At 72.7% G+C, this 16,485-nt stretch carries 17 protein-coding genes; 12 read left to right on the top strand and 5 right to left on the bottom strand.

From position 1 onward, the window contains the following. Positions 1 to 179: 179 nt before the first annotated feature. The 6 genes from ACQEV1_RS18820 to ACQEV1_RS18845 all read left to right on the top strand — a co-directional run bounded on the left by ACQEV1_RS18820 (position 180) and on the right by ACQEV1_RS18845 (position 4,446). Positions 180 to 866: a copper homeostasis protein CutC gene (locus ACQEV1_RS18820; RefSeq protein WP_433394866.1), complete on the top strand. Its 687-nt coding sequence runs from the start codon at positions 180 to 182 to the stop codon at positions 864 to 866. A 178-nt stretch (positions 867 to 1,044) separates the two neighbouring features. Further along, the gene (locus ACQEV1_RS18825) at positions 1,045 to 1,812 is read left to right on the top strand and encodes a metallophosphoesterase family protein (protein WP_285617030.1); all 768 of its coding nucleotides are present in this window, start codon (positions 1,045 to 1,047) and stop codon (positions 1,810 to 1,812) included. Positions 1,813 to 1,863: 51 nt separating this feature from the next. After that, positions 1,864 to 2,298, top strand: coding sequence for an SRPBCC family protein (locus ACQEV1_RS18830; RefSeq protein ID WP_285617029.1), 435 nt, complete (start codon positions 1,864 to 1,866; stop codon positions 2,296 to 2,298). Positions 2,299 to 2,452: 154 nt separating this feature from the next. Further along, positions 2,453 to 2,758, top strand: a complete 306-nt coding sequence (locus ACQEV1_RS18835; protein WP_285617027.1) for a hypothetical protein — start codon at positions 2,453 to 2,455, stop codon at positions 2,756 to 2,758. Positions 2,759 to 2,770: 12 nt separating this feature from the next. Further along, a complete protein-coding gene (locus ACQEV1_RS18840) occupies positions 2,771 to 3,718 on the top strand; it encodes an ROK family glucokinase (RefSeq protein WP_285566811.1) in 948 nt (315 codons plus the stop codon). A gap of 20 nt (positions 3,719 to 3,738) precedes the next feature. Next, positions 3,739 to 4,446 carry an endonuclease/exonuclease/phosphatase family protein gene (locus ACQEV1_RS18845; protein WP_285617025.1) on the top strand — a complete coding sequence of 236 codons (708 nt, stop codon included), beginning with the start codon at positions 3,739 to 3,741 and terminating at the stop codon, positions 4,444 to 4,446. On the opposite strand, the gene ACQEV1_RS18850 is transcribed toward ACQEV1_RS18845, so the two are convergent. Next, complete coding sequence (locus ACQEV1_RS18850; RefSeq protein ID WP_433394870.1) at positions 4,447 to 5,151, bottom strand: hypothetical protein; 705 nt, start codon at positions 5,149 to 5,151, stop codon at positions 4,447 to 4,449. Between the two features lie 556 nt (positions 5,152 to 5,707). Here ACQEV1_RS18850 and ACQEV1_RS18855 point away from each other — a divergent pair. After that, complete coding sequence (locus ACQEV1_RS18855) at positions 5,708 to 6,733, top strand: 6-phosphofructokinase (RefSeq protein WP_285617022.1); 1,026 nt, start codon at positions 5,708 to 5,710, stop codon at positions 6,731 to 6,733. A gap of 66 nt (positions 6,734 to 6,799) precedes the next feature. On the opposite strand, the gene ACQEV1_RS18860 is transcribed toward ACQEV1_RS18855, so the two are convergent. Beyond that, positions 6,800 to 8,062 carry an APC family permease gene (locus tag ACQEV1_RS18860; RefSeq protein ID WP_433394872.1) on the bottom strand — a complete coding sequence of 421 codons (1,263 nt, stop codon included), beginning with the start codon at positions 8,060 to 8,062 and terminating at the stop codon, positions 6,800 to 6,802. Positions 8,063 to 8,223: 161 nt separating this feature from the next. On the opposite strand from ACQEV1_RS18860, the gene ACQEV1_RS18865 reads away from it, so the two are divergent. Further along, positions 8,224 to 8,532, top strand: a complete 309-nt coding sequence (locus ACQEV1_RS18865; protein WP_433394874.1) for a hypothetical protein — start codon at positions 8,224 to 8,226, stop codon at positions 8,530 to 8,532. A gap of 16 nt (positions 8,533 to 8,548) precedes the next feature. Here the strand turns inward: ACQEV1_RS18865 and ACQEV1_RS18870 are convergent, their stop codons facing one another. Then, the gene (locus ACQEV1_RS18870; RefSeq protein WP_433394876.1) at positions 8,549 to 9,517 is read right to left on the bottom strand and encodes an ArsR/SmtB family transcription factor; all 969 of its coding nucleotides are present in this window, start codon (positions 9,515 to 9,517) and stop codon (positions 8,549 to 8,551) included. Positions 9,518 to 9,579: 62 nt separating this feature from the next. On the opposite strand from ACQEV1_RS18870, the gene ACQEV1_RS18875 reads away from it, so the two are divergent. From ACQEV1_RS18875 to thiI, 3 genes are all read left to right on the top strand, one after another. Then, positions 9,580 to 10,776: an MFS transporter gene (locus ACQEV1_RS18875; RefSeq protein ID WP_285617017.1), complete on the top strand. Its 1,197-nt coding sequence runs from the start codon at positions 9,580 to 9,582 to the stop codon at positions 10,774 to 10,776. 45 nt (positions 10,777 to 10,821) lie between these two features. Further along, positions 10,822 to 11,517 carry a class I SAM-dependent methyltransferase gene (locus ACQEV1_RS18880; RefSeq protein ID WP_433394879.1) on the top strand — a complete coding sequence of 232 codons (696 nt, stop codon included), beginning with the start codon at positions 10,822 to 10,824 and terminating at the stop codon, positions 11,515 to 11,517. Positions 11,518 to 11,613: 96 nt separating this feature from the next. After that, entirely contained in the window at positions 11,614 to 12,864 is a 1,251-nt protein-coding gene (thiI, locus tag ACQEV1_RS18885; RefSeq protein WP_285617015.1) for a tRNA uracil 4-sulfurtransferase ThiI, read from the top strand. Positions 12,865 to 13,245: 381 nt separating this feature from the next. Here thiI and ACQEV1_RS18890 read toward each other — a convergent pair whose 3' ends face one another. Together ACQEV1_RS18890 and ACQEV1_RS18895 are read right to left on the bottom strand one after the other, a co-directional pair. After that, a complete protein-coding gene (locus ACQEV1_RS18890) occupies positions 13,246 to 14,157 on the bottom strand; it encodes a DMT family transporter (protein WP_433394882.1) in 912 nt (303 codons plus the stop codon). A gap of 481 nt (positions 14,158 to 14,638) precedes the next feature. Continuing rightward, positions 14,639 to 15,274 (bottom strand): TetR/AcrR family transcriptional regulator, encoded by a 636-nt coding sequence (locus tag ACQEV1_RS18895; RefSeq protein ID WP_285617013.1) that lies wholly within the window; start codon positions 15,272 to 15,274, stop codon positions 14,639 to 14,641. Positions 15,275 to 15,374: 100 nt separating this feature from the next. Here ACQEV1_RS18895 and ACQEV1_RS18900 point away from each other — a divergent pair, with 100 nt between their 5' ends. Beyond that, positions 15,375 to 16,475: a Gfo/Idh/MocA family protein gene (locus ACQEV1_RS18900; protein ID WP_433394884.1), complete on the top strand. Its 1,101-nt coding sequence runs from the start codon at positions 15,375 to 15,377 to the stop codon at positions 16,473 to 16,475. Positions 16,476 to 16,485 lie beyond the last annotated feature (10 nt).

Genomic DNA, 16,485 nt, shown 5'->3' on the forward strand with positions numbered 1-16,485 from the left:
GGCGGGTGACGCGTCTCGCATTTCTTCTTATCACCGCTCGGCGCGCTTCCTCACCACCGTCGCATCGCGTCCGGTAGCGGGAATGGGAGCGGCCCGGCCGGACAAAGACCAGGTCAATCCGGCCCGCACGGCTCCCGGCCGTCGCGAGAATGCGCTCGCGGGGCGATCGGGGGAGAAAGATGTCGCTGCTCGAAGTGATCACACAGACCGAGGCCGACGCGGAGGCCGCCGAAGAGGGAGGCGCCGACCGGGTCGAGGTCGTGGCGGACCTGCGGGCCGGCGGACTGTCGCCCGACCCTCGCGTCGTCGCCGGGATGCGCCGCGCCACGTCCCTGCCGATGCGCGTCATGCTGCGGGCCAAGACCGGGTTCCGCACGAACGGCCCGGAGCTGGACCGGCTGCGGTGGGTGGCGGCCGAGCACGCCGAGGCCGGGGCGGACGGATTCGTCTTCGGTTTCCTGGAGGCGTCCGGCGCCGTCGACACGTCGGCCACCACGAAACTGGCCGAGGCCGTCGCGCCGCTGCCGTGGACCTTCCACCGGGCCGTCGACAGCGCCGTGTGCGCCGACGAGGCATGGCCGGCGATCGAAGAGCTGGCCGGTCTCGACGCCGTGCTCTGCGCCGGGTCCCCGCACGGCGTCGACGCCGGCATGGAGTCGCTGCTGCGGCGCGCCGCGGCGTACGCGCCGCTGATGCTGGTCGGCGGCGGGCTGCGGCGCAAGCACGTGGCCGTGCTCACCGCGGCGGGGGTGGACGCCTTCCACGTCGGCGCGGCCGTCCGGCGGCGCGACGCCTCGGGCGCCTCGGTGGTCGACGCCTCGCTCGTACGCGAATGGCGTGCGGTCGTCGACGCCTCCTGCACCTGATGCCGCGCTCGTGTCGATGGTCGCCGCTCGCTGCTCGTGTCCATGGCCGCTGCTGTGTCCATGGTCGCGCTCGCCTCCTCACTCGCTCCGCGGGCGGCTCGTCCCTCACCGCCCACTCCGCTCGCTCGTCGGCTCGCTGCTCGGCTGAGGACGGGGTTCGCGGAAGTAGGGTGCACCTATGCGGGTTCATGTGGTGAGCGACGTGCACGGGCGCGTGGACGCGCTCGCCGCGGCCGGCGACGGGGCCGACGCGCTCGTCTGTCTCGGGGATCTCATCCTCTTCATCGACTACGACGACCACGCCCAGGGCATCTTCGCCGACCTGTTCGGCGAACGACACGCCGACACGTTCATCTCCCTGCGCACGCAGAAGCGCTTCGACGAGGCGCGGGAGTTCTCCGGGCGGCTGTGGGCGTCGCTGGAGGGCGAGCCGAGGTCGCACATCGAGGCGGCGGTCCGCCGGCAGTACAAGGCGCTGTTCGGCGCCATGCCCACCCCGGCCTACCTCACGTACGGCAACGTCGACATCCCTCGCATGTGGTCGGAGAACCTCCGTGAGGGCCACCACGTGCTCGACGGGCAGACCGTCGACCTCGACGGCTGGCGGTTCGGCTTCGTCGGCGGGGGCCTGCGCACCCCGTACCGCACGCCGCACGAGATCGACGACGAGACCTACGCCGCGAAGGTCGCGGCCGTGGGCGAGGTCGACGTCCTGTGCTGCCACATCCCGCCGGCCGTGCCCGAACTGCTCTACGACACCGTGGCGCGCCGCTTCGAGCGGGGCAGCGAGGCCGTGCTGGACGCCATCCGCGACACGCAGCCGCGCTACGTGCTGTTCGGCCACGTCCACCAGCCGCTCGTACGCCGGACGCGGATCGGCCGCACCGAATGCGTCAACGTCGGGCACTTTCGCGCTCGCGGCGTTCCGTACGTTCTGGAGTGGTAACGGCTACGCTCCCGCAGGAAACGTTCGAGTGCCGAAGAAGGGACGCCCGCGATGGCGGATCGCACGAGTTCGAGCATTACGATCGGCGCCGCCGCACCAGAGATCATGGCGGTGATCGCCGACTTTCCGGCATACCCTGGATGGGCCGAGGGCATCACCGCCGCCGAGGTCCTCTCCACCGGAGATGACGGGCGCGCGGAGCAGGTACGGATCACGTTGGAGGCCGGGCCCATCAAGGACACCTATGTCCTCGCCTACGACTGGGACGGTGACGACGCGGTCCACTGGAAGCTCGCCGAGTCCGGCGCGATGCTGACCGGCATGACCGGGGCATATCGTCTCGCCCCGGTCGATGGGAGCACCGAGGTGACCTACGAGCTCGCGGTCGACGTACGGATCCCGATGATCGGAATGGTCCGGCGCAAAGCGGAGAAGCGGATAATCGAGACGGCGCTGAAAGGGTTGAAACAGCGCGTCGAAGCGTAGCTCACCTCCGGATGCCCGGCCTGTGTGCCACGCATCCCTCGCGGGACGGTACCGTTTCACGCCGAACGATTAGGTAGATGATGACCCCATGAGTGAACAGCCAGCATCGGCGCTGTTTGAGGCAATGCGTCTCGTCGACGTACTGCGGAGGCGCGTGAGCGGTGCCACGGGTGCCGGTTCCCGGTCCGATGACGTGTGGAGCGACGCCACCAGCGAAGCCTGGGGCGACCACATCGCGACCGGCGCGCCGGAGTGCCGCTACTGCCCGGTGTGCCGGGCGATCGCGGCGTCCCGTGAGTCCGGCCCCGACGTGGTGAGCCACGTGATGTCGGCGGGCGAGTCACTCTTCGCCGCTCTCCGCGAAGCGGTGGCGGGGTTCGAGCGTACGAAGCCGGCCGAGTCGTCGCGTCACGAGCCGGGTGGAGAACCGGCCGACGGCGGCCGGCCGCAGGGTGACTAGGGGGCCGCGTCGATGACGCTGACCATTGGTGTGGATGTCGGCGGCACGAAGGTCGCCGCCGGAGTGGTCGACGACCACGGCCGGATCATCGAGAAGCTCCGGCGCCCGACGCCCTCGACCAGCCCCCACGAGACGGCCGCGGTCATCGCCGAGGTCGTCGACATCCTCAAGGGCAAGTTCGACGAGGTGGAGGCGGTCGGCCTCGGGGCCGCGGGCTTCGTGGACGAGAGCCGCTCCATGGTGCTGTTCGCGCCGAACCTCGCCTGGCGTGACGAGCCGCTCAAGAAGAAGGTCGAGAGCCAGGTCGGCCTGCCGGTGATCGTGGAGAACGACGCCAACGCCACCGCGTGGGGCGAGGCGAAGTTCGGCGCGGGCCGCGGTGAGGACCACATCGTCCTGATCACGCTGGGCACCGGCATCGGCGGCGGGCTGATCATGGACGGCGAGCTGTACCGCGGCCGGTTCGGCATCGGCGGTGAGTTCGGGCACTTCCGCGTCGTTCCGGACGGGCGGCGCTGCGGCTGCGGCAACCGCGGATGCTGGGAGCAGTACGCCTCCGGCAACGCGCTCGTCGCCGAGGCGCGCGAGCTGGCACGCGTCTCCCCGGCCCTGGCCGGCCGGCTGCTGGAGCTCGGCGACGGCTCGCCCGAGGGCATCAGCGGCCCGGAGATCACCGAGGCGGCGCGCGGCGGCGACACCGCCGCGCTGGAGTGCTTCCGCAGCGTGGCCGTGTGGGTCGGCCAGGGCATGGCGGACCTGGCCGCCATCCTCGACCCGGGCGCGTTCATCATCGGCGGCGGCCTGTCGGAGGCGGGCGACCTGCTGCTCGACCCGGCACGCGCCGCGTTCGAGAACGCCCTGACCGGCCGGGGCCATCGCGTCTTCGCCGATATCCGGATGGCCGAGCTGGGCCCCGACGCCGGCATCGTCGGCGCCGCGGACCTGGCGCGCCTGCGCTGAGCCGCTTTTGTAACGGTCCGTTGACGACGATTCGGCTGCTCAGCTACAACGTCCGGTCGATGCGCGACGACCGGGCCGCGCTGGCCCGCGTGATCCGCAGGCTCGAGCCGGACGTCGCGTGCGTGCAGGAGGCGCCGAGGTTCGCGTTCTGGCTCCGCAAGCGTCGTTGGCTGGCCCGGCGCACGTCGCTGGGCCTGGCCGTACGCTCACGACCCGCCGGGCTGGAGCTGTACGCCGGGCCCCGCACGGCCCTCCTGCACCGGCGGCACCGCCTGCTGTCGCCCGTGCCGGGCCTGCACCGGCGCGGGCTGGTCTTCGGGCTGTTCGAGGTCGGCGGGGCGCGGTTCGTGGCGGCCAGCGTGCACCTGGACCTGGCCGACGGGCCGCGGCTGCGGCACGCCGAGGAGATCGTGACGGAGCTGGCGCGGATCCGCGAGCGGTTCGGCGCCCCGGTCGTGCTCGCCGGGGACGTCAACGAGGAGCCCGGGGGAGGGGCGTGGGAGCACCTGGCGTCGCGCTTCCAGGACGGATTCGCGACCGCGCCGTCGGGCCAGGGCGCGACGTACAGTTCCCGGACGCCGCGCACGCGTATCGACGGCGTCTTCGCCGATTCCGGGTTCGAGGTGCTGAGCTGCGGGGTGCCCGACGAACCGGAGCTGCTGGCCGACTATCCGGCGGCGACCGATCACCGCCCGCTGCTGGCCGAGCTCCGCGTCCGCGAGAGCTGATCAGACGACCGCGCCGTCGTCGTCCTCCGGCGGGTCGTCGCCCATGCGCAGGACCAGCGCCACGAAGCCGCCGATGAAGGCGGCGACCGCGACGAAGGCGGCCCAGCTCGGCACGTCCCAGCTCAGGAACACCGACGCCACGAGGTAGACCGGCCCCCCGAGGAGGGCGATCCAGGCGAACCGGGTCAGCGCGTCCGGTTTCGGGAGCGGGGGAGGGGGCGGCGGGACGAAGTGATCATCGTCCTCGTCATCGGTGGCGGGCTTGACGACGCGAGCGGTCATCAGCTCGCCGTTCGTCTCGGCGGGCGGGTCGTCGGCGGTGTCGTCGAGGGGATCGTCGATGTTCTCCTGGGCCGGCCACGGCGTCTCGCCGGGGGCCGAGGGGCGGTCGAAGGCCGCGACGATCTCGGCGAAGATCTGGTCCTCGTCGCGGGAGGCGGCGTAGTCCTCCCGCAGCTCGGGAAGCCGTGCCTCGAGGATCTCCTCGGCGGCGGCCTTGGCGCTGGCGTCGGCGTAGAGCCGGTCGGTGGGCTCCTCCGGCAGGCGGACGTCCAGATAACCCCCGGTCTCGCCCGGCGCCGGCACCGCGTACGCGGCGATCCCGGCCTCGCGCAGGGCGGCCAGCATCGCGTCCGCGAGCTGCGGTGTCAGATCGGCGACAGGAACGTACGCGTCCGCGGTCAGCCCGTTGCCGCGCCGGCTCATCGGCCGGCCCCCCTGTGTGCGAGACCGGAGTCGCCGGGTGCCGGGCCCGTCGCCTCCGACCTGACGCCTGGCGTGAGCGCCATGGCGCCTCCCCTCGGAACTCCCGTCGACCGCCGCTTCACGAAAGAGCCTACGGCCGGGACAACTCTGATTGACCAAAAGGTTGCGGGTGCGGATCGTGGGCGCGCGGGCCCGGGGTTGGGAAGATGACCATCATCTCTCAGATCGCTCTCCGGGCGTACACCTACGGTCGGGCGGGAGGTTGTTTTACCGGTTGTCACGTCGTCCTCACCGCCATTGTCCACCCGGAGGGCCCGGCCGGTACGGGGTGACGGCCCGGTGACCGCAACACGACCGCCGGCCGAACGCTTCCCGGCTTTACCCCCCGGTCGCGAAAAGTCAGGATGTTCTCCCCGTACGGAGCTGATGGGCGGGGGCGCTATCCGCTATGGTCTAGACCAATCGCGGTGCATCGTGCCTCGCGCGTGATGCCGCATCCACCGTTCCCGGCCCACTAGTCTGGTCGGGTCAGTCCATGGTTCGAAGAGGAGAAGGCATGCGTGTCGGAGTGCTGACCGGCGGCGGTGACTGCCCCGGCCTGAACGCCGTCATCCGCGCAGTGGTCCGCAAGGGCGTCCAGGAGTACGGGTACGAGTTCGTCGGCTTCCGCGACGGCTGGCGCGGTCCCCTCGAGGGTGACACCATTCCGCTGGACGTCCAAGCCGTACGCGGCATTCTGCCCCGCGGTGGCACCATCCTCGGATCGTCCCGCACCAACCCGATCAAGATCGAGGGCGGCGTCGAGCGGATCAAGGACAACCTCGCCGGGCTGGGCGTCGACGCGCTCATCGCCATCGGCGGCGAGGACACCCTGGGTGTCGCGCGGCAGCTGCACGACCGCGGCGTCAAGGTCGTCGGCGTGCCCAAGACGATCGACAACGACCTCAACGCGACCGACTACACCTTCGGTTTCGACACCGCGGTCAACATCGCGATGGAGGCCATCGACCGGCTGCACACCACGGCCGAGTCCCACCACCGCGCGCTGATCTGCGAGGTCATGGGCCGCCACGCGGGCTGGATCGCGCTGCACGCCGGCATGGCGTCCGGCGCCAACGTCATCCTGATCCCCGAGCGGCCGTTCGACATCGAGAAGGTCTGCGGCTACGTCGAGAGCCGGTTCAAGACCAAGTACGCGCCGATCATCGTCGTCGCCGAGGGCGCGCACCCGGCCGACGGCCAGATGGACGTGCAGACCCAGGAGCTCGACGCCTTCGGCCACGTGCGTCTCGGCGGCATCGGCGAGCGCCTGGCCGCGGAGATCGAGAAGCGCACCGGCAAGGAGGCGCGTACGACGGTCCTCGGCCACATTCAGCGCGGCGGCACCCCGACCGCGTTCGACCGGGTCCTGGCGACCCGCTTCGGCCTGCACGCGATCGACGCGGTGCACGACGGCGACTGGGGCAAGATGGTCGGCCTGAGCGGCACGGACATCGTGCGCGTCGACCTGAGCGCGGCGACGGACCAGCTCAAGACCGTCCCGGTCGAGCGTTACAGCGAGGCCGAGGTCTTCTTCGGCTGATTCCGGCCGGACACCGGGCCCTCGCCGCACGCGGCGGGGGCCTTTCGTCGTCCAGGGCGGGTGCGGTCAGGTCGTCATCGCCCGGCGGACGGCGTACGCGGCGGCGCCGGCGGCCAGCACGGCCGCGCCCGCGACCACCGAGGTGACCGGCAGGGCGAACGCGAGGACCACACAGCCGGCCAGCCCGGCGACCGGCACGGCGCGCGGAGGCCGGCCCTCGTCCGCGGTGAGGGTCGCGGCGGAGGCGTTGGCGATCGCGTAGTACGCCAGCACTCCGAAGGAGGAGAACCCGATCGCCCCGCGCACGTCCGTGGTCGCCGCGAGAACCGCGACGACGGCGCCCACGACCAGTGTGGCGCGGTGGGGGATCCCGAACCGGCGGTGGACCGCGGACAGCGCGTGCGGCAGGTGCCGGTCGCGGGCCATGGCCAGCGTCGTGCGCGACACCCCGAGGATCAGCGCGAGCAGCGACCCCGCCGACGCGACGGCCGCGCCGGCCCGTACGACCGGGGCCAGGCCCGGCATCCCCGCGGCGCGCACGGCGTCGGCCAGGGGAGCGGTCGCCGCGCCCAGCCCGCGGGGGCCGAGCACGGTCAGGGCCGCGACCGCCACCGCCGCGTAGACCACCAGGGTGATGCCCAGCGCGAGCGGGACGGCCCGGGGGATGGTCCGCCCGGGGTCGCGCACCTCCTCGCCCAGAGTGGCGATGCGCGCGTACCCGGCGAACGCGAAGAACAGCAGGCCCGCCGCCTGGAGCACCCCGCCGGCGGTGGCGTCCGTACCGACGTCGAGCCGTGCCGGATCCGCCGCGGCGGAGGTCAGGGCGGCGACCACGATGGTCGCCAGCACGGCCAGCACCACGGCGACGATGACGCGGGTGAGCCAGGCGGACTTGCGCACCCCGGCGTAGTCGACGGCGGTGAGCGCCACGACGGCACCGGCGGCGACGGCGTGGGCCCGCGCCGGCCAGGCGTACGAGCCGAGGGTCAGCGCCATGGCCGCGCAGGAAGCGGTCTTACCGGTCACGAATCCCCACCCGGCGAGGTAACCCCAGAACTCCCCGAGCCGCTCCCGCCCGTAGACGTACGTGCCGCCGGACGCCGGGTAGCGGGCCGCCAGCCGTGCCGAGGACGTGGCGTTGCAGTACGCGACGACGGCGGCCACGGCCAGGCCGAGGAGCAGCCCGGACCCGGCCGCCCGCGCCGCCGGGGCGAGCGCGGCGAAGATCCCGGCCCCGATCATCGACCCGAGCCCGATCACGACGGCGTCGAAGAGCCCGAGCCGCCGCCGCAACGCGGGCGCGGCGGCGGTCGCAGATGGCTCGCTCATGGCCCTCCCGAGTCGGTCCTCCAAGACTTCGAAGCCGATGATGCCCCATCGGCCCGGTTTCCTCCTCGACGGCGTACGACCGGCTTGCCGCACGCACATTCGATTGCGTTGACTTTGCGTTACCGATCGATTACTAATAGTCTCCCTATCGTGCCGATGCCGTGGTGACGTTCGGCCACGACGGAGCGCGGCTCGCCGTGCTTCCCGAGACGGCCCGCGGAATCCTGGAGGAGATCATGAAGACGCGAGCCCGCGAGTACAAGAGCGACTTCGCCCGTAGGTATGTCGCCGAAGGCGAGGCCAAGGGTGAGGCACGCGCGATCTTGCTTCTGCTCGCCGCTCGGGGGATCGAGGTTCCGGAGTCGGCGCGGGTGCGGATCAGTGAGACGACGGATCTGTCGCTGCTGGACTCCTGGGTGCGGCGCGCCGGCGGCGTCGAGTCGGTGGAAGAGCTGCTCGATCCGCGGTAGCCCGGGTCTCCGGCGGCTATCGGCGGGACGCGGTGACCAGGGTGTCGCCCGCCGGCGTGCGGTAGTACAGGACCGAGCGGCCCGTACGGCGGCGGGTCACCAGGCCCGCCTCCAGAAGGATCTTCAGGTGGCGGCCCACCGAGCCCAGGCCCTGTCCCGTCAGGGCGACCAGCTGTGTCGTGCTCTTCGGCGACGCGAGCAGTGTCAGGACGCCGGCCCGCGCCGGGCCGAGCAGGCGCCCCAGTGCCTGCGGCGCGCCGGATCCGGTGCCGTCCGCCAGGACGCCCGCGCACGGGTACACCACGGCGTACCGGTGCGGTGCCTCCCACGACACCCAGCCCCGGCCCGGCGTGACCGGCACGAACAGCAGTTGCGCGCCCGAGATCACCCGTGGTGAGTGGTCGTACATGTTGATCCGCAGACGGCCGTCGCCGAGCCAGCGCATCCCCGGGCGCATGTCGTCCAGGGCCCTCGCCCAGCCGCCCTCGCCGAGCTGTCGCGTACGGGCGAGGATGTCGGCCTCCAGCAGCCGCCGGCGGCGTGGCCAGTACGGCCGGACCGCCTCCGTCCACACCCACTCCAGCAGGCCGGCGGCGCGTGAGGGCAGGTCAGGGCGGTCCAGCATGGGCGGCAACGGGCCCTTCAGCGACACCGTCAGGTCCACGCGGGCGGTGTCCGGCGGTGTCTCCCAGATCCGGGCCACCTCATCGGCGAACGACGGGCCGCCCTCGCCGGGCGGTGTGGGCGTGAGGAAGGCGGCGTTCCAGCTGCCCATGAGACCGGCTCGTACGAGCAGGGCGGCGACCGGGTCGTCGCGGAGCCGTGCCCGGTACGCCGGCAGGTGGGCGTCGAGCCAGGCGCGTTCGCCGGGGTGGGCGGCGGTCGCGCGCTGCAGGGCGACCAGCGAGGCGATCGTCTCGTTCAGCTCCGAGACCACGAATCGGCTCCCGGCCAGCGTGTCCGCGTTGACCTGCCACAACCCCACTGAGTTTCGCCTCCCGGCGAAACCATAACGGTTGCCGCGCCGGCGAAGTCATATTTCCCGCTATGCGTACATACGGGGAGCTTTTTCGGACCGAGGAGTTCACGCCGCTGTTCGCGGCGAGCTCCCTTCAGGTCGCCGCGTCCACGCTGAGCGGGCTCGCGCTCGGCACCCTCGTCTACACCGCCACCCGGTCGCCGCTGCTGTCGGCGCTCAGCATGTTCGGCGCCTCCTTCGCCCAGCTGGCCGGCGCGGTGGCGTTGCTGTCGGCGGCGGACCGCCTGCCGCCGCGCGCGGCGATGACCGCGATCGGGCTGGTGTTCGGGCTGAGCACGCTGGTGCTGGCCGTGCCCGGCCTGCCGCTCGGCGCGATCTTCGCGATCGTCCTCGGCCAGGGGCTGGTCGCGTCGGTTGGTGGGGGAGTCCGGTACGGGCTGCTCAGCGAGATCCTCCCGGCCGACGGCTACCTGCTGGGCCGGTCGGTGCTGAACATGTCGGCCGGAACGTCGCAGATCTTCGGGTTCGCGGCCGGAGGCGTGCTGGTCGCCACGCTGTCCCCGCGAGGCACCCTGCTGGCGGGCGCGGCCCTCTTCCTCGCCGCCGCGGCCGTCTCCCGTACGGGCCTGGGGGCGCGCCCGCCGCGCGCCGCCGGCCGCCCCTCGGTGGCCGAGACCTGGAGGAGCAACGCGGTCCTGTGGTCCGACCGGTCCCGCCGCTGCGTCTACCTCGCGCTCTGGGTGCCCAACGGGTTGATCGTCGGCTGCGAGTCGCTCTTCGTCCCGTACGCGCCCGGCCACGCGGGCCTGCTGTTCACCGTCGCGGCGTTCGGCATGCTGGTCGGGGACACGCTGGCCGGCCGGTTCGTGGCCGACCGGTGGCGGCGACGTCTCGGCGCGCCGCTGCGCCTGCTGCTCGCCGTCCCGTACCTGATCTTCGCGGTGGACCCACCGGCGCCCGTCGCGGTCACCGCGGTCGTCCTCGCGTCGATCGGATACTCCGCGACGCTGTTGCTGCAGGAGCGGCTGATGGCCATCACGCCGGGTGAGATGCACGGGCACGCGCTGGGCCTGCACTCCTCCGGGATGCTCGCCATGCAGGGCGTCGGCGCGGTCCTCGCGGGGGCCGTCGCGCAGCACACCTCACCGGCGACGGCCATGGCCGTGATGGCGGCGGCGTCGGTGGCGGTCACGCTGGCCCTCGCGCCCGGCCTGCGGCCGGTGGAACGCTCGCCGGAGCCCGTCGGGGCCGGCTCGCCGCGGTGAGAAAACCGCGTGCGGCCGCCCCGCCTCCGATGTGAGGATCGCGAAATGGACACATCGTGGACCCTCGACGAACTCGCCCACGCCGGTGCCGAGCACCTCGATCCGGGGTTCGTCGCCCGGTACGAGACGAAGGCCGGATACGACCGAGACGTTCTGCCGGACGTCGAGGAGGACCTCGCCGAGCTCGCCGGGCTCGACGGCACCCTGGTCGACCTCGGCGCCGGCACCGGACGGCTGGCGTTCGCCGCCGCGCCGCGGTTCCGCCGCGTGGTCGCGGTCGACGTCTCGCCCGCCATGCAGGAGGTCCTGCGCGAACGGGCCGCCGGATTTCCCAACGTCGAGTGCGTACGCGCGGGCTTCCTGTCCTATGAGCACACCGGAGCGCCGGCGGACGCGGTCTGCAGCCGCAACGCGCTGCACCAGCTTCCGGACTTCTGGAAGGCACTCGCCCTGGAGCGCGCCGCGCGGATCCTGCGGCCCGGCGGCGTGCTGCGGCTGCGCGACCTGGTCTTCGACTTCCGCCCGGAGGAGGCCGACGAGGTCATCGCGCGCTGGTTCGACGGCGCGGCGGCCGATCCCACGCGGGGCTACACCCGCGAGGACTTCGCCGAACACCTCCGGACCGAGCACAGCACCTTCCGGTGGCTGCTGGAGCCGATGCTGGAGGCCGCCGGATTCGAGATCGTCCGGACCGGCTTCCGCGGCCGGATCTACGGCGCGTACACCTGCGTGAAACGGTGACGACACGGGAACACCGCGCCCGAGTCGCGATGTTGCACTTCTTGCGCGACACTAGGCGCGTCGCCCCTTCCCCGCTTCCCCTGCTGGAGGTCATCCATGCCCATGCTCGACGCGGCGGCCGAGAGCCCGAGCAGGCACACCCCTGTGAACGGTGAGCCCTGTGTGCTGCTCAAGCTGGGTGAGCTCGTTCTGAAGGGCAGAAACCGCGACCTGTTCGAGCGGCGGCTCCAGAACAACATCCGCGCCGCGGTCAAGGGCCTCGGGATCAAGATCCAGGTCTGGCAGCGCGAGGGCGTCATCGTCGTCCGCACCGAGAGCGGCGAGCTCGCCGACGTCGACGCGGTCGCGCGGCGCATGACCGACGTGATGGGCATCGTGTGGGTGCACCGTGCGTGGCGGGTGGACAAGGACCCCGACGCGGCCGTACGGGCGGCGCTCGACCTCGTCGGCCAGCACCCGGCGCTCGCGCACAAGGGCAAGTTCGCGATCCGGTCGCGGCGCCGTGACAAACGCTTCCCGATGACCTCCTCGGAGCTGAACATCCTGCTCGGCTCGAAGGTCCAGGAGCGCTACGACCTGCCGGTCGACCTGAAGCAGCCCGACATCGCGGTGTTCGTCGAGGTCGACCAGCGCGAGGTGTTCGTCTTCACCGACGGCATGCCGGGCGCGGGCGGCCTGCCGGTCGGCATGAGCGGCCGGGCGCTCGTCCTCATGTCGGGCGGCATCGACTCGCCCGTGGCCGCGTACCGCATGATGCGGCGCGGCCTGCGAGTGGACTTCCTCCACTTCTCCGGCATGCCCTTCACCGGCCCCGAGTCGATCTACAAGGCGTACGCCCTGGTCCGCGAGCTGGACAAGTTCCAGGGCGGCTCACGGCTGTTCGTGGTGCCGTTCGGCAAGGCGCAGCAGCAGATCAAGACCTCCGGCGCCGACCGGCTGCAGATCGTCGCGCAGCGACGGCTGATGCTGAAGACCGGCGAGATCGTCGCGCACAACCTCGGCGGAGCGGCGCTCGTGACCGGCGACTCGCTCGGCCAGGTGAGCAGCCAGACGCTCCAGAACATCACCGCCCTCGACGACGCGGTGGAGCTGCCGATCCTGCGTCCGCTCATCGGCATGGACAAGGTCGAGATCATGGATGAGGCCCGCCGCCTCCACACGCTCGCGATCTCCGAACTGCCGGACGAGGACTGCTGCACCGTCCTGACCCCGCGTCGTGCCGAGACCCGCGCCAAGATCGACGATCTCCGTCAGATCGAGAAGCGCCTCGACGCCGGCGAGATGGCCGAGCAGCTCGCCACGTCCCTGCAGGAGCACCGTCCGTCGTACGGCGAGCCGACCGCCTGACACTGCTGCTTGGCGCCATCGCGGCAATCGCGGTGTTCGCATCCAAGGGGGTCGGCGGGGTGGCCTGTGCCGGGCGTTCCCGAGGCGGGCGGGTAGGACGGTCGGCGCGCGGGTGGCCGTGATGGCGAGTTCGGCCGGGGTGGGCTTTTCGCATCCAGGGTGGTCTGTGCTGCTCGTGAGGACCGGCCGAACGGGCCGCGGCCGCGGCGGGCGCGTCTTCGCCGACGCGGACGTTGCGGCGGGCCGCGGGGCGTTCGGTCCGTCCAGGCCGGTCGCGGCTCCCACCGTCCGTTCCCGCGCAGGGGCCACCCGGGCGCATGATGCCGCCGGGCCGCCCCCACGCGGGTTACCGGCGGGGCCCGGACGGCCCCGCCGTGTCGATCACCGCCTCTGCCTGCCCTCCGGCAGGGTGAGGATCAGCAGGCTGATCACCAGCAGGGCGAGACCGGCCAGGGCGATCCCGCCGAGATGCTCGCCCAGCACGAACAGGCCGAGTACGGCGGCGACCGCCGGTTCTGCCAGGGTGAGCGTCGTCGCCGTGGCGACCGGGGTGGTGCGCAACCCCCGGCCGTACAGGACGTAGCCGACGCCCGTGGTGATCAGGCCGAGGTAGAGCGCCGCCGGGCCGCCGCGTACGGTGAACATCCAGCCGGCACCCTCGAACACGAGTACGGGCAGCAGCAGGATCCCGGCGCCGCCGAAGATGACACCGGTCACCGCCCGGTCCTCCTCTCCGCGCGTGATCAGCACGGACGCCGCGGTGGCGTACGCGGCGTACCCGAAGCCCGCCAGCAGGGCGAGACCGATCCCGACCGGCTCGACTCCGGCGGACCGGCCGCCGACGGTCAGCGCCGTGCAGCCGGCCACCGCGCCGACGGTGGACAGCAGCCAGCGGCGGCTCGGCGCGCCCATTCGCAGGGCGAGGGTGAGCAGCCCGGCGAACACCGGCCCGCTGCCGATCGTGACGACCGTGCCGGTGGCCACACCCGTACGGGCGACGGAGCTGAAGAACGCCACCTGGTAGATCGAGGCGAGGGCGGCGCCGAGGAAGAGGATCAGCCGGGTACGGCGGCCGGCGGCGATCAGCGGCCGCAGGCCACCGGAACGTACGGCGAGAACGAAGAGGAAGGCCCCGCCGATGAGCAGCCGGGCGGCGCCCACGACGACCGGACCGGCGTGCGTGAAGGTGCGCACGGTGCCGGTGGTGCCCCAGAGAGCGGCGGCGAGGACGATGTCGGCCGCCCCGCCGAACCGGCGTACGGGCGTGGTGGAACTGAGGGACGTACTGGTCACGAGAGAGACTCCAGGCTCGAACCGGATGATGAACACCGGATCCGGGGACGCGCCTGAACACGCTCACCACCACGCCGGGCGGTCTGCCGGACGTGGGGGAGGGGCGGCCCCGGTCAGAGCCGGGGCGGTCCGAGCTGAGCGGTGTAGTACGTCATGGCGAGCAGCCTAACCCGCCCACGACGCGCCACGCGAAGCGGGGCCGCGCCCTACCGGCGGCGCCGGCACGGGCCGGAGCGGGCCGCTCGTGCCGAATCCCGCCGAGCTGTGACGGCGGTCGGCGAGGCGGAAAATGACGGCCTCGTACCCGCACGGGAACACTCGTGCCGGAGGGCGGCGTGCGGCGTACGCGCGAAGCTCGGCGCGTTGTGGTGGCCGTCGGGAAGATCTGTGAGGTCGGAACGGGTGACTTCACGCCTGCGGCGGAGCGTCCGTGCCTGGGGCGCGGAGTGCCCGCTGCCCCGTGGTGGGGCGGGGGCGGGCCTTATGCCTGCGCCGGGGCGTTCGTGGTGGAGGGCAGGGCGGCGGGCCGGGGAGTGCTCAGTCCGTCCAGGACGACTCTCAGGTTGCGGTTCCACTGTCCGTCTCCGGCGTGCAGGCCGATCGTGCGTGGGCCGGTCGCGACGCCGGCGAGCAGGAAGGGGACGTCCGTCCAGGACACGTCCGGGCGCATGCGCCCGGACTCCTGGGCGCGTTCGACCAGGCGCCGGACGCGGTCGCGGACCTCGCCGAGGCACCGGTCGAGTGCGGGGCCGCAGGCGCCGCCCAGCGCCTCGCCCACGCCGCAGCTCTCCGCGCGAAGCCGGACGAACGCGGCGGCGAAGTCGCAGAAGCCGCGCCAGGGGTCGGGGTCGTCGAGCGCCCGGTCCGCCGTGGCCAGGATCTCGCCGAGCACCTCCTCCAGCACGGCGTACAGGAGGGCCTCGCGGGAGGAGACCCGGCGGTAGAAGGTGCCGATGCCGACGCCCGCCCGGCGGGCGATCTCGTGTGCGGTCACCTCGACGCCGTCCTCGGCGATCGCGGCGCGCGCGGCCGTCACCAGGCGTTCGAGGTTGCGGAGCGCGTCCGACCGCGGCCGGCGTCCCGCGTCACCGGCCAGCATCCGTTCCACGGCGCTCATGCCACGGAAGGCTAGCAAAGTGGACGCAGGCCGTCCGTTTATCCTAGGCTCCGGGCGTAAGCGGACGGCGTGCGTCCGCTTATGAGGGAAGGAGCCGGCCATGGCAGACCGCATCAGGGTGGGCATCATCGGGGCCACGCCCGGGCGCGGATGGGCCGCCCGCGCGCACGTCCCGGCCCTCCGCGCGCTGCCGGACCACGTGATCACGGCGGTCGGCACCACGCGGGAGGAGAGCGCGCGGGAGGCCGCACGGGCCTTCGGCGCCGAGCACGCCTTCACGGACGCGCGGCGGCTCGCCGAGCACGACGAGGTCGACCTGGTCGCCGTCACGGTCAAGGTGCCGGCGCACGCCGCGCTGGTCCGGGCGGCGATCGAGGCGGGCAAGCACGTGTACTGCGAGTGGCCGCTGGCGCTGACCACCGACGAGGCGGAGTCTCTGGCCGAGCTCGCCGACCGCGCCGGCGTGCGTCACGCGGTCGGCCTGCAGGCCCGCCACGCCCCGGAGATCCGTCAGGCGCGTGAACTGCTCACCGGCGGCCGGGTGGGACGGGTCACCTCGGCCACCGTGTACGCGGCCCGCGGCAAGGGCGCCGGCGGGCGGGTCCCGGCATGGGCCGCGTACACGCTCGATCGTCGCAACGGGGCCGGCATGCTGGAGGTGGCCGCAGGGCACACGCTGGACGCGCTGGAGTACCTGCTCGGCGACCTCACCGAGCTCTCGGCCCGTCTGTCGGTCCAGCGGCCCCGTCACGTCGTCGAGGAGACCGGCGAGGAGATCGAGGCGACCGGCCCCGACCACCTTCTCCTCAACGGCACCCTGGCGAGCGGCGCGGTCGTCTCGGCCCACGTCCACGATGGCAAGGAGACCGACGGCCGTACCCGGATCGAGATCGCCGGGACCGACGGCGACCTCGCCGTCGTGTCGGGCGCGCACGGCCCGGGCGGGGTGCAGCTGAGCGAGCTGCGCCTCCTCACCTCGCGGGACGGCCGGTGGGAGGAGACGCCGGCGCCCGATCCCGCCCCGATCCTCGGGATCGAGGCCCGCAACGTGGCCCGGCTGTACGCCGCGCTCGCCGCCGACATCCGCACGGGCACGCGCACCGCCCCGGACTTCCACGCCGGGGTGCGGGTGCACCGCCTGCTCGACGCCGTCCGGCGCTCCGACGAGACCGGGAGGCGGCTGACCGTCCAGCGCGCGTGACCGCGAGCCG

This window comes from Actinoallomurus sp. CA-142502 (assembly GCF_050936355.1).
GTDB classification, from domain to species: Bacteria; Actinomycetota; Actinomycetes; order Streptosporangiales; family Streptosporangiaceae; genus Actinoallomurus; species Actinoallomurus iriomotensis.

Bases quoted from the DNA above. Each gene is read 5' to 3' on its own strand.
- ACQEV1_RS18850 (WP_433394870.1), bottom strand. From the start codon at position 5,151: ATGAGCCGGCGCGGCAACGGGCTGACCGCGGACGCGTACGTTCCTGTC.
- thiI (WP_285617015.1), top strand. From the start codon at position 11,614: ATGCCCATGCTCGACGCGGCGGCCGAGAGCCCGAGCAGGCACACCCCT.
- ACQEV1_RS18840 (WP_285566811.1), top strand. From the start codon at position 2,771: ATGACGCTGACCATTGGTGTGGATGTCGGCGGCACGAAGGTCGCCGCC.
- ACQEV1_RS18820 (WP_433394866.1), top strand. From the start codon at position 180: ATGTCGCTGCTCGAAGTGATCACACAGACCGAGGCCGACGCGGAGGCC.
- ACQEV1_RS18830 (WP_285617029.1), top strand. From the start codon at position 1,864: ATGGCGGATCGCACGAGTTCGAGCATTACGATCGGCGCCGCCGCACCA.
- ACQEV1_RS18900 (WP_433394884.1), top strand. From the start codon at position 15,375: ATGGCAGACCGCATCAGGGTGGGCATCATCGGGGCCACGCCCGGGCGC.
- ACQEV1_RS18855 (WP_285617022.1), top strand. From the start codon at position 5,708: ATGCGTGTCGGAGTGCTGACCGGCGGCGGTGACTGCCCCGGCCTGAAC.
- ACQEV1_RS18880 (WP_433394879.1), top strand. From the start codon at position 10,822: ATGGACACATCGTGGACCCTCGACGAACTCGCCCACGCCGGTGCCGAG.
- ACQEV1_RS18860 (WP_433394872.1), bottom strand. From the start codon at position 8,062: ATGAGCGAGCCATCTGCGACCGCCGCCGCGCCCGCGTTGCGGCGGCGG.
- ACQEV1_RS18875 (WP_285617017.1), top strand. From the start codon at position 9,580: ATGCGTACATACGGGGAGCTTTTTCGGACCGAGGAGTTCACGCCGCTG.
- ACQEV1_RS18895 (WP_285617013.1), bottom strand. From the start codon at position 15,274: ATGAGCGCCGTGGAACGGATGCTGGCCGGTGACGCGGGACGCCGGCCG.
- ACQEV1_RS18825 (WP_285617030.1), top strand. From the start codon at position 1,045: ATGCGGGTTCATGTGGTGAGCGACGTGCACGGGCGCGTGGACGCGCTC.